Source organism: Geobacter sp. SVR, from assembly GCF_016865365.1.
Taxonomy (GTDB): domain Bacteria; phylum Desulfobacterota; class Desulfuromonadia; order Geobacterales; family Pseudopelobacteraceae; genus Pelotalea.
In genome coordinates this window covers 2,375,812-2,390,009 of record NZ_AP024469.1, presented here as the reverse complement: position 1 = coordinate 2,390,009, position 14,198 = coordinate 2,375,812, and the positions used below count along the sequence as shown (strand labels likewise).

14 protein-coding genes are annotated in these 14,198 nt (G+C 49.6%); 6 read left to right on the top strand and 8 right to left on the bottom strand.

The features are described from left to right. Nucleotides 1–82 precede the first annotated feature (82 nt). From glyA to GSVR_RS11035, 6 genes are all read left to right on the top strand, one after another. Nucleotides 83–1,330, top strand: coding sequence for a serine hydroxymethyltransferase (glyA, locus tag GSVR_RS11060; RefSeq protein WP_173200602.1), 1,248 nt, complete (start codon nucleotides 83–85; stop codon nucleotides 1,328–1,330). A 128-nt stretch (nucleotides 1,331–1,458) separates the two neighbouring features. Beyond that, a complete protein-coding gene (gene ispG, locus GSVR_RS11055) occupies nucleotides 1,459–2,505 on the top strand; it encodes a flavodoxin-dependent (E)-4-hydroxy-3-methylbut-2-enyl-diphosphate synthase (protein WP_173200604.1) in 1,047 nt (348 codons plus the stop codon). A gap of 34 nt (nucleotides 2,506–2,539) precedes the next feature. After that, nucleotides 2,540–4,270: a proline--tRNA ligase gene (locus GSVR_RS11050; RefSeq protein ID WP_173200606.1), complete on the top strand. Its 1,731-nt coding sequence runs from the start codon at nucleotides 2,540–2,542 to the stop codon at nucleotides 4,268–4,270. Between the two features lie 7 nt (nucleotides 4,271–4,277). Beyond that, a complete protein-coding gene (locus GSVR_RS11045; RefSeq protein WP_173200608.1) occupies nucleotides 4,278–5,585 on the top strand; it encodes a phenylacetate--CoA ligase family protein in 1,308 nt (435 codons plus the stop codon). 775 nt (nucleotides 5,586–6,360) lie between these two features. Continuing rightward, nucleotides 6,361–6,675 carry a helix-turn-helix transcriptional regulator gene (locus GSVR_RS11040; RefSeq protein ID WP_173200610.1) on the top strand — a complete coding sequence of 105 codons (315 nt, stop codon included), beginning with the start codon at nucleotides 6,361–6,363 and terminating at the stop codon, nucleotides 6,673–6,675. Nucleotides 6,676–6,696: 21 nt separating this feature from the next. Further along, complete coding sequence (locus GSVR_RS11035) at nucleotides 6,697–7,131, top strand: PLDc N-terminal domain-containing protein (RefSeq protein WP_173200612.1); 435 nt, start codon at nucleotides 6,697–6,699, stop codon at nucleotides 7,129–7,131. A gap of 134 nt (nucleotides 7,132–7,265) precedes the next feature. Here the strand turns inward: GSVR_RS11035 and GSVR_RS11030 are convergent, their stop codons facing one another. From GSVR_RS11030 to GSVR_RS10995, 8 genes are all read right to left on the bottom strand, one after another. Further along, on the bottom strand, nucleotides 7,266–8,306 hold the full coding sequence (locus GSVR_RS11030; protein ID WP_173200614.1) for a zonular occludens toxin domain-containing protein: 1,041 nt from the start codon (nucleotides 8,304–8,306) through the stop codon (nucleotides 7,266–7,268). A 2-nt stretch (nucleotides 8,307–8,308) separates the two neighbouring features. Continuing rightward, entirely contained in the window at nucleotides 8,309–8,626 is a 318-nt protein-coding gene (locus GSVR_RS11025) for a DUF2523 family protein (protein ID WP_173200616.1), read from the bottom strand. A gap of 2 nt (nucleotides 8,627–8,628) precedes the next feature. Then, nucleotides 8,629–9,966, bottom strand: coding sequence for a hypothetical protein (locus GSVR_RS11020; protein ID WP_173200618.1), 1,338 nt, complete (start codon nucleotides 9,964–9,966; stop codon nucleotides 8,629–8,631). 241 nt (nucleotides 9,967–10,207) lie between these two features. Next, a complete protein-coding gene (locus GSVR_RS11015; RefSeq protein ID WP_173200620.1) occupies nucleotides 10,208–10,732 on the bottom strand; it encodes a hypothetical protein in 525 nt (174 codons plus the stop codon). Nucleotides 10,733–11,476: 744 nt separating this feature from the next. Continuing rightward, nucleotides 11,477–11,632 carry a hypothetical protein gene (locus GSVR_RS11010; protein ID WP_173200622.1) on the bottom strand — a complete coding sequence of 52 codons (156 nt, stop codon included), beginning with the start codon at nucleotides 11,630–11,632 and terminating at the stop codon, nucleotides 11,477–11,479. Nucleotides 11,633–11,662: 30 nt separating this feature from the next. Further along, nucleotides 11,663–11,923, bottom strand: a complete 261-nt coding sequence (locus tag GSVR_RS11005; protein ID WP_173200624.1) for a hypothetical protein — start codon at nucleotides 11,921–11,923, stop codon at nucleotides 11,663–11,665. A 26-nt stretch (nucleotides 11,924–11,949) separates the two neighbouring features. After that, complete coding sequence (locus GSVR_RS11000) at nucleotides 11,950–12,207, bottom strand: hypothetical protein (protein ID WP_173200626.1); 258 nt, start codon at nucleotides 12,205–12,207, stop codon at nucleotides 11,950–11,952. 117 nt (nucleotides 12,208–12,324) lie between these two features. Beyond that, the gene (locus GSVR_RS10995) at nucleotides 12,325–13,365 is read right to left on the bottom strand and encodes a replication initiation factor domain-containing protein (protein WP_173200628.1); all 1,041 of its coding nucleotides are present in this window, start codon (nucleotides 13,363–13,365) and stop codon (nucleotides 12,325–12,327) included. Nucleotides 13,366–14,198 lie beyond the last annotated feature (833 nt).

The following is a 14,198-nucleotide window of genomic DNA, read 5'->3' as shown; positions in this document are numbered from 1 at the left end:
TTTATACTATGATTCATTGAGCGGGACTTGAAAAAGTCCCGTTTCTCTTTCAGAAACAAAAAATCTTTCAAGGAGCTCCTTCATGTCGATTCTTTCACAGTTTGATCCGGAAGTCGCCGCCTCCATACGCCTGGAGACCGAACGCCAGGAATACAATCTTGAACTGATCGCCTCCGAGAACTTCGTGTCGGAAGTGGTACTCGAGGCCCAGGGGTCGGTGCTGACCAACAAGTATGCCGAAGGCTATCCCGGCAAGCGCTATTACGGCGGCTGCCATCAGGTCGATGTTGTCGAAACCCTTGCCATTGAGCGGGCCAAGCAGCTCTTCGGCGCCGAGCATGCCAACGTGCAGCCCCATTCCGGCTCCCAGGCCAACATGGCGGTCTATTTCGCCGCCTGCAAGCCGGGTGACACGATCCTGGGAATGAATCTTTCCCATGGAGGGCACCTCACCCATGGCAGCCCGGTCAACTTCTCCGGCCGCTTCTTCAACATCGTGCCATACGGTGTCTCCGCTGAAACCCAGACCATCGACTACGCCGAGGTTGAGCGCCTTGCCCTGGAACACAAGCCTCGCATGATCGTGGTCGGCGCCAGCGCCTATCCGCGCATCATCGACTTCGCCGCCTTCCGTACCATTGCCGACAAGGTAGGCGCCGTGGTTATGGTCGACATGGCCCATATCGCCGGACTGGTGGCAGCCGGCCTGCACCCCAGCCCGGTGCCGTACGCCGAATTCGTTACCACCACCACCCACAAAACCCTGCGCGGCCCGCGCGGCGGTATGATCCTCTGCCGTGAAGAATTCGCCAAGGCCGTCAATTCGCAGATCTTCCCCGGTATTCAGGGTGGACCGCTGATGCATGTCATCGCGGCCAAGGCGGTTGCCTTCAAGGAGGCGCTGCAGCCCGAATTCAAGGTCTACCAGCAGCAGATCGTCAAGAATGCCAAGGCCCTTTCCGAAGCTCTGATGCAGCGTGGCTTCAAGCTCACCAGCGGAGGCACCGACAATCACCTGATGCTGATCGACTTCTCCGGCACGGAGATTACCGGCAAGGCAGCCGAAGAGGCTCTGGACAAGGCTGGCATCACGGTCAACAAAAATACCGTGCCCTTCGAGACCCGTTCTCCGTTCGTGACCTCCGGCATCCGCATCGGCACCCCGGCTGCCACCTCCCACGGCCTCAAGGAAACCGAGATGGATCTGGTGGCTGGATTCATTGCCGATGCAGTTGCCAATATCGGTAATGACGATAAACTGGTCGAGATCAAGGGTAAAGTGAACGAGTTGATGAAACGCTTCCCGCTCTACGCCCACCGGCTCGCCTGAGACCGAAAGCGAACTGCCAGCCTTACGTGCGGCGCTGCTGTTGACCGGCAGCGCCGCACCTGTTTCGGGGCCGTCACGGCTTGTCTTTCTTGACTTTTCAGCCTCTCTTTGGCTACTATGCCGCTTCTATGAGAAAAACGACACGACAGATAAAAGTAGGCAATGTCCTGGTTGGCGGGGGAGCACCCTGCTCGGTGCAATCGATGTGTTCCACCGACACGCGCGACGTGTCCGCCACCTTGAACCAGATCACCTCTCTGGCCGGCGCCGGCTGTGAAATCGTGCGCTGCGCCGTTCCGGACATGGATGCCGCGCTGGCCTTGTCACAGGTCAAGCAGGGCAGCCCCATTCCGGTCATCGCCGACATCCATTTCGACTACAAGCTGGCCCTGAAAGTGCTGGAGGGGGGCATTGACGGTCTGCGCCTGAATCCCGGCAATATCGGAGAACACTGGAAAGTGGCCGAAGTGGTCAAGGCCGCTGCGGAACGCCAGGTACCGATCCGGATCGGCGTCAATGCCGGCTCACTGGAAAAGGAGCTGTTGCAGCGTTACGGCCATCCCACGGCCGAAGCCATGGTTGAATCGGCCATGGGACATATCCGCATCCTGGAAGACCTTGGCTACCAGGAGATCAAGATCTCCCTCAAAGCCTCGGATGTACTCAAGACCGTTTCGGCCTACCGGCTGCTGGCGGAACGGGTCGACTATCCCCTGCACATCGGCATTACCGAGGCTGGCACGATCTTTTCCGGCACGATCAAGTCCTCGGTCGGCCTGGGTATCCTGCTGGCCGACGGTATCGGCGACACCATGCGGGTCTCCCTGACCGGCGAGGTGCTGGACGAGGTCAGGGTAGGGTACGAAATCCTGAAAAGCCTGGGGCTGCGCCAGCGCGGCGTCAATTTCGTTTCCTGCCCCACCTGCGGCAGGTGCCAGATCAACCTGATCAAGGTGGCGGAAGATGTGGAGCGCCGCCTGCAGGGTGTCGACAAACGGATCACGGTTGCAGTCATGGGCTGTGCGGTCAATGGTCCCGGCGAGGCCCGCGAGGCCGATGTTGGTATTGCCGGCGGAAAAGGGGAGGGGCTCCTGTTCCGCAACGGCGAGATCGTCCGCAAGGTGCCGGAAGACAAGCTGGCTGAGGCACTCCTGGAGGAGATAGAAAAGCTCTAGCAGCCCCGGAGCATTACATACGAAAGAGGTAGCAATGTTTTATTCCCGCTATTTTATCCCCACCGTCAAGGAAACTCCTTCCGACGCCGAAGTCATTTCGCATCAACTGATGCTGCGCGCCGGCATGATCCGCAAACTGGCCGCCGGCATCTACAATTATCTTCCGCTGGGGCTGCGTTCGATCCGCAAATTCGAGGCAATCGTGCGCGAGGAAATGAACAGGGCCGATGCCATCGAAATGCTGATGCCGAGCGTGCAGCCGGCCGAACTGTGGCAGGAGTCCGGGCGCTGGACGTTCTACGGCAAGGAGCTGCTCCGTTTCAAGGATCGCAAGGACAATGACTTTTGCATGGGGCCCACCCATGAAGAGGTCATTACCGATATGGTGCGGCGCGAGATCAAGAGCTACCGCCAGATGCCGATCAATTTCTACCAGATCCAGACCAAGTTCCGCGACGAGATCCGTCCCCGTTTCGGCCTGATGCGCGGCCGGGAATTCATCATGAAGGATGCCTATTCCTTTGATGTGGACAGCGCTGCGGCAGACGGTTCATACAACAAGATGTTCAACGCCTATCACCGCATTTTCGAACGCTGCGGCCTGAATTTCCGGGCAGTTGAAGCCGACACCGGCAGCATTGGCGGTTCTTCCTCCCATGAATTCATGGTGCTGGCCGATTCGGGCGAAGATGCCATCGTTTCCTGCGATGCCTGCCGCTATGCCGCCAATGTGGAGAAGGCCGAAGCGCGTCCGCTGCAGCCGACCGTCGGCGTGGAACTGCTGTCGCTGGAAAAGAAGGCCACTCCGGAGATGAAGACCATTGTCGATGTAGCGGCCTTCCTCGGTATGAGCACCGATAAGACCATCAAGACACTGGTGTACGCCTCGGATGCCGGCGAATTCGTCATGGCGATCCTGCGTGGCGATCACGAACTCAACGAGATCAAGCTGAAGAACAGCATGGGGTGGGATGAGATCCGCATGGCGACCGAGGAAGAGATCCTCCAAATTACCGGCTCGCCGATCGGATTCCTGGGGCCGCTGGGGCTGAAGCGGCCGGTGCCGGTACTGGCCGACCTGGCGGTGCAGTCTTTGGCCAATACGGTGATCGGCGCCAACGAGAAGGACATGCATTATATCAATGCCAACCCCGGCCGCGATTTCGCTCCGGATCGCTACATCGACCTTCGCAACGTCCAATCCGGCGACGCGTGCCCCCGCTGCGAGAACGGCAAGCTGGAAATGTGGCGCGGCATCGAGGTGGGGCATGTCTTCAAACTGGGGACAAAATACTCCCAGGCCCTGAATGCCACCTACCTAGATGCGGACGGCAAGGAGCAGACCATCTTCATGGGGTGCTACGGCATCGGCATCGGCCGCACCGTGGCTGCCGCAATCGAACAGAACCACGATGAGAACGGCATCATTTTTCCGCTGCCGATCGCACCGTTCCACTGTTCAGTGGTCGCGGTCAACGCCAAGGACGCCGGGGTCATGGCTGCCGCGGAAGAAATCTATTTCAAGCTCGAAAAACTGGGCATCGAAGTGTTGTTCGACGATCGCGACGAGCGCCCGGGAGTAAAATTCAAGGATAATGACCTGATCGGCATTCCGTTGCGGTTGGTTGTCGGCAGCAAGGGGCTGGCCGAAGGCAAGATCGAGCTTAAAGTGCGGAAAACCGGGGAAGTATTGCAGCTGCCGATCGAGGCGGCCATCGAGCAGGTACGGCAACTGGTGGCGGATGCCCTGGGTTGCGGGAACTGAGCAGCGTATGCAAAGACCGATCTGGGATCCGCAGCACGAGACAATGCCCCGGGAGGAGCTGGAACAGCTCCAACTCGAGCGGCTTCAGGCCACTCTGAACCGTGCCTATAAAAACGTGACCTGTTATCGGAGCAAGTTCAACGAGCTGGGGATTGTTCCCGAGGATGTCACCTCGCTTGCAGACCTTGCAAAATTGCCGTTTACCTACAAGGAGGACCTGCGCCTCAACTATCCCTACGGCATGTTCGCCGTGCCGCTCAGGGAAGTGGTCCGCATCCATTCCTCATCCGGTACCACCGGCAAACCGACCGTGGTCGGATACACCAGAAACGACCTCAGAATGTGGTCTAATCTGGTTGCGCGCTTCATGACGGCAGCGGGCGTCACCCATGACGACGTGGTGCAAATCGCCTTCGGCTACGGCATGTTCACCGGCGCTTTCGGCCTGCATTACGGTTCCGAGACCATCGGAGCGGCGGTCATACCGATGAGCGGCGGCAATACCGACAAGCAGATCATGATCATGCAGGATTACAAAACCAGCGCTCTGGTCTGTACCCCCAGCTACGCCATCACGATCGCCGACAGGATCGAAAAGCAGGGGATCGACCCCAAGACGCTCTCGCTCAAGGTGGGGCTGTTCGGCGGCGAGCCCTGGTCGGAGGCCATGCGCCGCGAAATCGAAGCGCGCCTGCTGATCAGCGCCACGGACAATTACGGGCTTTCCGAAATCATCGGGCCGGGCGTGGCGGGAGAATGCCAGCACAAGTGCGGCATGCACATCTCCGAGGATGCCTTCATCGCCGAGATCATCGATCCGGATACCTGCGAGGTCCTTCCGCCGGGTAGTGTAGGCGAGCTGGTGCTGACGACCATCAGCAAGGAAGCCTTTCCGATGATCCGTTACCGCACGCGGGACATCACCAGTCTCGATTATGCCACATGCGCCTGTGGGCGCACCATGGTGAGGATGAAGAAGACCATGGGGCGCAGCGATGACATGTTGATCATCAAAGGTGTCAACGTCTTCCCGTCGCAGATTGAAGAGGTACTGATAGCCATAGAGGGATGCGAACCGCATTATCAGCTGGTGGTGGACCGCAAGGGGGCAATGGATGTCCTTGAGGTCTGCATCGAAGTGACCGAAAACATCTTCTTCGACGAGATGAAGCGCCAGCGTGCGTTTCTGGAGATGGTCGAAAAGAAAATCGACTCGGTCCTGGGAGTCGGCGTCACCGTCAAGCTGGTCGAGCCGAACAGTATTCCGCGCCAAGAGGGCAAAGCCGCCAGGGTGATCGATAAGCGGCTGGGGTAATCTGATTTTACTTCCGGTTTCAAAAGAGGGGTGTACCGATGATGCGGTGCGCCCCTGTTTTTTTCTGCTGCTGGCAGCAGCAGGGCGCTGGTGTATCTGATGACTTGACATAATATAGCTATGAGACGAAGGTAGACAACAAACCAATACAATGTTAAAAAGACTAAAGACCTGTACCTTTAAGACGACCAGCATAACGAAGGGAAATCTTGACACTTTCATATGAAAAATAAGAGTAGTTTTTACGCAAACTAGAGAGTGTTGCAGAAATTGCGGCACGAGGAGAATCACAAGAAGGAAGAAGACGGTCATAAACTGACGAAACGAGATCAACGTTTTGTTGAAATATTTTCTTAGAACGAGCGACCATTTCCTCGCGTGATAAGGAGGGGGATTGACGCTCCTTGATTCCCAAGAAAGACAGGAATGATGTAAGCATCACTTCCGGAAAGCTGACCGACATAGAGACAAGACCGTCACTATGCGAAGTAATTTGATATTTAAAAAGGCTAGAGGCCATTAACAATGCCAGGAGAAGAAAAAGGAAGTGGCGACTGGACGGGAAGCGTAAAGAGAGCACGACGAACAACAGAAGACTTAGAGGCATTATCACCGGTCAATCGGTGACTCTCAACCAACCGCTCAAGACGTGCAAGTTCATCATCGGAAAGCAGGACAATAAGCTGATTAGTTCGCTTCACAGGAAAACCTCACAAAGAAAATTAATGTATAAGACATATATATGAATGAGTCATATTTTGCAAGGAGATAATGAATGAGTCTAATTTTCGAAAAACTTGCAGAAATGGTGAAACAGAAAACGATAAAACAGCGCGAAATTGCAGAAAAATTGGGGATTGACCAAAGCCATGTATCCGGACTACTAAGAGGCAGTAACAAGCCAAGCAAAACACTAACAATACTTGCAGAAATGGTTTTCGGAGAAAGACGAGAGAAACACAAAGACAAAACAATAGCAGCTATTGAAGAAATGCTTGAAGATATGGACAAAGAATCGAGGGAACGAGTATTCAGAAATGTTCAAGACACGAAATTCGCGCAGGAACTTATAAAAAGAAAAGCGGCATAAAAACGAATAACAGGAAAAGCAATGGCTACTATTGCAGGATTCGGAATAACAATAATAATAATAGGAATTTTGTTTATAGCAGCGTGGATTTACAGCATAGCACATGCTATTAAAAATGATTTCAAAAATAATAATAAATTAATTTGGATTCTTATTCTACTCGTAATACCGCCATTAGGATCGCTGCTATATATAATAATAGGGCAATACCAAGTAATATCTTATATATCAGGAGAAAAAAAGCAATACATCGGAAACGAATCTATTAATTATACAGAAAGAAGGAAACAAGCGTTAAGAGAAGATGAATTTATAAAAACCTGCTCATCATGCGGGAATGAAATGAAAATCAAGGAAAAGCTATCAGGAGACGAAAAAGGGAAAAGATTCTGGGTGTGCTCAATGTTTCCAAACTGTAAAACTTATGAACCATACAGAGAGCAGACATGGTTCTAAAACAGTAGTGGCATAAAAATTTCAGGTGAATATTCAGAACTCATCGATCGCAGCAGCGACACTCCATGCTTTACGTTTCTCCACTCCACTTCGTTACGTTCCGAAGCCGCAGCATTCCGTTATCAGATATTTATTTACAGTTCTCGGAACTTTGTCCCAGGCGGTATTAAATCCGGCTGATTCGTGAGATGTACCATACCCGTCTTATCGGTCCACATATACCCACCTTTTCCGAAGGCAAACTTTGCTTTCGGATCCTGCCTAACCAAATTACTCGACATAGAACGAAAAGGTATCACAGGCATAGTAGTAGCCGGAAGTGATGCAGCATGGACAGACTGAACCGAAGACGACAATGGACGCTGAACAGGAGGGGAAGGGGGAGCTGGAAGCAAGGAAGCAGAAGGTTTTGATGCTGCAGCCGGCTTTTTATCGTTTCGATGAAGTGTTTTATTGGCTCCGAACAGATCACCGGAAGCAAAGGACGACTTACCAAAGATCATATATATGGTGAACGCTAGAACCAGCGGGATTGCAAAGAACACAGGATGCCTGAGGATATTCACACCCTTCATGATTTTCAACTCTTTCACATCATCGGCGGCATAGCTCTTATAACAGCGGAAAATAGAAGAATCATAGGTACGAACATTCTTTGAGAGAGGCTGCCCCGTAGTCTCATCGCCTGAATATGAATAACAAATATATTTTTGACTGACGGCACCACCGAGAAAGTTAACCTTTCTATAAACATATGACCATTCGATAAGGCTCCTTACATGGCTATCAATCTTATTGACAGCCTGAGTTATCAGAACGACATCATAACCATAATGACGATGTGTTGAAGCCCAATCCGCCATTTCTTTATTCTTCTTGCTATCCCATTCACGGTTACTAAACCATTTATGAACCTCATCAAGAACGATTAGTGACTTATTTGGAGCAACGTTCCAAAATTCAAATGTTTCAGCTTTGGTTAAATGATGAAGATGATGTGAGAGCGTATAATCATCCATGCCGGTAAGATTCTTAATCATTTCACGGCAAGCATCCTGCTCCAATCCATCAATATTTGTATAGACCTTCCGTCCTAGTTTGAGGTTGTCTACTATCTTTTTGACAGCTTCATATGTCTTTCCGCTTCCCGGAGTACCAACAAAAGCAATTATCATAGCTACAACCTCGTAAACTCGGCAGGAATAAGGTTTATCGCCATCCTGATACCAATAGAACTAAGCAGAATAGTAAGACCTTGAGGAACATTTACAGCATTGAGAAACCATATAAGCTGATCGGGAAGACCAGCCCAAGACAGCGCCGAAGTCGTCAGCAAAGCGGACAAATCAATCGCTTGAAATATCGCAAGAATGACCGTAAGAAGTCCGTCAAAGATGAAATAGAGAACGCTCTTAATAACGACGACAGCGCCGTCAAGAAGCCATTTCAGAGCAATCATGAGGAAGCTACAGATTGCGTTAACAACGGATTGCATGATTACCCCTTACCAAGCGTTACGATTCGAACAGCGGCGGCAGTAAACGCCAGCATGACCAGAAATTTAAGCACATTCAGGCCACTTCCAAATGATGAAGAGAAGTCGTAACTGAATTGACCGAACCGGCCACAGTTGACGACCATAACCGAAGTACCGCCACCGGGAATTGTGCCGATCATCCGAGAGGGAAGGGAAAACAGAGGGGATACTTTCATAGACGTAATGAAAGTGTTCAGACGAGCGCCAAAGTCGTAAGAAGAATCAGAGCCGTATGGGTTAGAAGGACCGGAAGGAGTTGTAACAGACTCTTCTTCTTTTTCCTGATCGGCAGCAGCCTGAGCCTGTTGTGCCTGCACACCAGAGGCATGAGACTGAGCACCAAGATATGCTTGATAAAGAGAAGCATCACCACCCGTACCGGTAGCAGGATCACCGCCACTATTCATATAAGCCTGCTTTGCATTATCGGCAGCCCTTTGTGCATCACTCAAAGCCTGACCATTCGCATTGTAAGCGGCAACCTGAGCGGGAGTAGCAACATTTGTGGGAGAGGAAAAAGCACCACCAGTTGAATCATCGGTAAACGTAGGAACGTAATCAGGGTCTTGCATCATTTTATCAAGTTCAGGCTGATACACGCTTTTAACAAGACCGCCAAAACCAGTTTGAGAAATATTTGCAGCAAATTGAGAAGGAGTTGTATCAACAAAGGGTGGAGCGATAACGATATGATATGTATATTGCGCCATATCAACAACCCATTGACTATAATAAGGAACTAAACTTGACATCTTAGGAAGCGCGATTCTACCTGATATAAAAATAGGAGTTGTTAATTTATCAGGAGTAGCAGTATTAGTTACATAAGAAATATAAGTAGCTACGTATGAATCAAGCTGATAATATGTAGATCCAAAACAGACTATTTTTCCAACCAAAGCAGTAGTAGCCCCGCCAGTATCATTGGAAACAAGACCCTGTTGAGTTTGTAAAGCTGACTTTAAATTAGGATACTGAGAAGGATTCTTATTAACAGTACCCTTGACCTGATCATGATTTTTTTTCGCTGTTACATTCTTTTCAACTACGGCAGGAACTGGCAATGTAAGGTCGATCCAAGCAGCCTTAGAAGGACGAAGAATATCGCCAACAGTAGTAACAGAACCGGACTCACCCTGTTTCATAGCAAGAGCAAGCCCCGGCGCACTTACAAACAAAGGAGGAAAAGCAACAGCAGCAACGAGATACCAAGTGGGGATATTCAGATACGAAAAAGAAGAAAGCGCAACAGAAGAACAGCACAAAACGAGAACAATAGCAGCAAGGAATTTACGCATGGAAAAGCACCTGTTTTACAAGTCCTATCAGAAAAAACAGGACGAGAAAGCCAGCGGCCAGAGCGTAAAGACGAATTTTGTTAAAGGAAATGTTCACCTGAAAGACCTCATAATACGGCGAATGTAATAACCAGCGGCAAACATCAAAGCAATGCCAACGAATGGGAGAGAAAGCTTGAGAAAATCACTGAAAAGAAGATTTATATTAAATCCCGGAGGAAGAGTTATCACTGTAATAACCTCACAGACGCCTTGATGCGGACACCACAAATGCAATAGCAACGAAAGCACCAAGAAGAAAAGATATTGATTGCGTAATCACTTGAGGTTGCAAATTATCTACCTTTTGATCAAGTTTTGAAAGTTTCGTACTTATATTTGAAAAAGAAGATTTTGCGGGGTCAAGGTAAGTAGTTCGCAAAATTTCCTGATTCCGAAGAATAAAAGCAGAACTAATCCTATTAGAAGCATACATATGGTAATTACTAAAACTATCAGGACCATTTCCACCCAAAAAACTGGAATTCCGCCAAGGTAAAGGATTAGATGATTCAACATTAATAGAGTACGTAGGCGTCAGCCATTCGGTAAATTCACCATCCTGAGCCCAAATCTGATATGGATTAGAGAGGGGCCAATCATACAAAACACTATTCCCTGACGGTAAAACTGGCATTGCTGAAGATACAGAAGAAAGAAAAAAACAGACCGTGAAGGCGACATATGCTGTAATGACGTAACGTTTTATGCTGTTCTGACGTTTCACGGTCTGCCTCAAAAGTAAAATTTCGATTGCTGCCAACGAATGATTTGTTCATGGCTCCATGGGTCTGGTATATACGGAGCAGGAGAACGGCCAGCACAGCCAGAACAAAGAGCAAAGAACAGAGAAACAAAGACAATTCGATGCATTAACCCACCTTCCTTATCAAGAATACGAGAGATACCGCCGAAGACCCAAACCGCGAACCAGCAACCAAGAGCAAGACCGACACAATAGCCAACTAAATAAGCGGACATTATCGAACACTCCGTATAGCGGAAAAGACATAGCTGACAACCTGACCGATCATCCAACCAGCCATGACAAGGCCAGCACCATAACCGAACCACGAAACGTCAAAACTCACCGAACGGCCCTCCTTATGGCGTCCCTATATTTGGCTCTACAAAAGTCCCTCGAAAACACGTCACCGGTCCTTTCAGATAAACGTGAGTGATAATATCTGGCATCATCAAGAGCTTTTTCAGAAGCCTTCTTATCCATATGAGATTCGAAAGCATCGAGAACCCAACGGGAACCAAAAATAACGAATTGTAGGCAGACGAAAGCAACGAGCAGCGTGGTCATGTCATTAATAAGACCACCCGTAAGGTTAGAAACAGAGGTAAAAAGAATTTTCATCGGGTCCATATATAAACCTCGAATGAGGGAAGTAGAGAGGACACCGGGGCGGGGGAAGGGGAGGGGGCATGAAGCCCCCAACCCCAACCCCCGCCCGGATGTAGGTTATGCGCGGCCTTTGGTCATAGTCTTGTTGACGTAGTAGGCACCAAGGAACAACAGATTAATGCCGATGAAACTAATGAGCAGGGTACCCACGTTGCTCGACACACCGGAAATGTTGACGGCCGTGAACATGTCATCGATAGTTACAGGTGTCATGGACCTTACCTCCTTTCATAGAATACGCCCCTAACGGGCAAGAACCTTAACGATCAGACCAATACCGAGAATGATCAGAAGAACGGAAAGAATCCCGCCGGAAGTTGTAAGCATGTCCGCATGGATACCGTCAAACATGGTGGACGTGACCAGCGGAGTCCAGGTACCAACATCCGCAAACGCATATTTTCCAAGAGCGATCAAACCAACGACCACAAACGAAACCCATGTAAGAACGAACCGAGAGCCGGTAAGGGCAAAGGCGACATATCGAGAGACAAGCATAAGCATTTCGGCAACCTCCGAGCGGGAACCGGTTAAGCAGCTTTGAACTGAGAAGAAGAGTCCCACACAACGCGAAGCGACTGGAACGAACCCTGTTCGACGGAAAGGGAAAGCTGGATTGTTGTACCGGGGTCGGGGAGCTTGGGAGAGCCGACGACAGGAACTTTGACGCGACCGAGATCAGGAACAAAAATTGTTGCCTCGACTATCTCGTAAGGCCTGTCGTTCTTTTTGGAAACGCCGGATTTCGTTTCCGACTTGATGAATTTTACGGGAGTGGGGAAAAGCATTTTATGTACCTCCGAATGAATTAACATCTTATGGAGATACAATAACACGACATATAGTTATATATTCAATATGAACTACATATATATTTTATATTAAATCAGTATATATAAAGTAGATCAAAATGGAAGTTCACCGCCAAAATATGAGGATTGAGACAATATAAGTTGATGCTTTTTTGTCATTTTATCTTTACCGATATCAACCAAGTTACCAACGAAGTCATGAAACGAAGCAACACCAAGATGCTTCTTAAACATAGCGAATGTCGCAGAATACTGACGTTCGACATGTTGCATGATATCAAGGACATATTTAACGGCCTTGTCGCAGGTAAGTTTTATTTTTTCGGTACAGTTGAGCCAAGAAGACCACCAACGGCGCATTTTGCACTGAGATAGGTTTTCACTGGTGACTTTAACAACGGCCATATAGGTATTCAGAGCAGAGACAGCAAGGCGGGGTATTTCAACACCATTCAAGACATGACGAACAGCCTCTTGTGCGCGTTCAGCACGGAGAAGCAATTCACAACGGACCCAACGGCCAAGGGAACCGGGTTCAAGATCGTGCTTCTTTTCCTGTTCGGTAGCCTTGTCATAGAAGCGGATAAGAAGGCGGGACTCAACAGAGCCAAGCTGAATTGTTTCACTGGTTTTTTCTTTACTGGTCCGGGATAAAGTACCCTCCCTAAATTCACGATAACGCTTGAACCGAGTACGGATAGACTTAGTTTCGACAGCATGACGAAGACGGGCAAGAGACAGGCGACCATCAACATTGTCAATAGCAAGGTCAAGACGTGTGAAGGTACCACCAGCGTGGATTACATCTTTAAAAAGATAGTCCCATAAATGAGGTTTACCCCCCATAAGCTGTTCATACTGACGACAGCCCTTACCAGTCATGGATATATGACACCCCATGCCTTCATTGCCATCGTAAAAGACGACAATGTTTTGATAACGAAGCGATTTTCTATAGCCCATGCCCCCAATACTGGTATCAGTGAATAATCCCACGTCAAAACCAGACAATTCCAAGGCTTTCAAAGGATCATCCACCTTCAGAGTCCAAGAGCAAAAATCTATTAGAATCCGATTCGAAGAGGGAGCGGAGATAGTTTCCGCCCCCTTGTCATTGACCGGGGGCATGTTCATTTTGCACTCCCTTTTTTCGTAGCATGACCAAAGGCATTAGGACCAGCGGGCCAAAAAAGCATAGCCCTATCAAGAAGTGACTCAACCTGAGCAGTAGGTTTGCCACCCGGGAACCAGAGTTCTAAATAAGCCCATTGATCAGGACGGAGAGCGATACCGGACGAACGTTTTGAATCAGGTTGACGGCGACGACCACGACGAGAAAGGCCGGGAATTTCGTTGCAAGGAAATTCGCTCAAAGGATACCTCCGATCAGGAACACCGCCCAAAGAAGACAATCACCAAAAGCGCCATTTTCCGGCAGAAAAACGACACCCCCGCAAACATCGCAATACGCAGTTTTCATAAATTTTCCTCGAAATTGAAATCAAGCTGATTATCAGCCTCTGTGAGAGGACAAACGTGCCGAGAAAGGGTCCCATTAGGACGAAGCCGAGAAACGACCTTAGAAACGGCTGGAAGAGGTGGCCGAACATGGCCAGGGGGAGAATAATCATAAAATTGACCGCAAGACCGACAGCGGGCAAAGAAATCATCAAGCTCCTCAACCTCAAGAACACCAAAAGGGCCACAACACGTATAACAGTGACAAATCGGACGGAATGAACCGAGACCGAACCAACGACGATGGTCTACACGAATTAGATTAGGAGTAGGGTTACAAGTGACTTTCATAGTAATTGCACCTTCAGCCTTAGTTTAGTTTTGAGATGTGGGGTGAGCTGGAACGCACGGGAGGGAAAGCAACGGCCACAACGGACGGATCATTACATGGAAAACAAGGTTGATGACGCCGGGACGACCGGCTAGAAAAGGAAAAGGCTAGCGAGTAA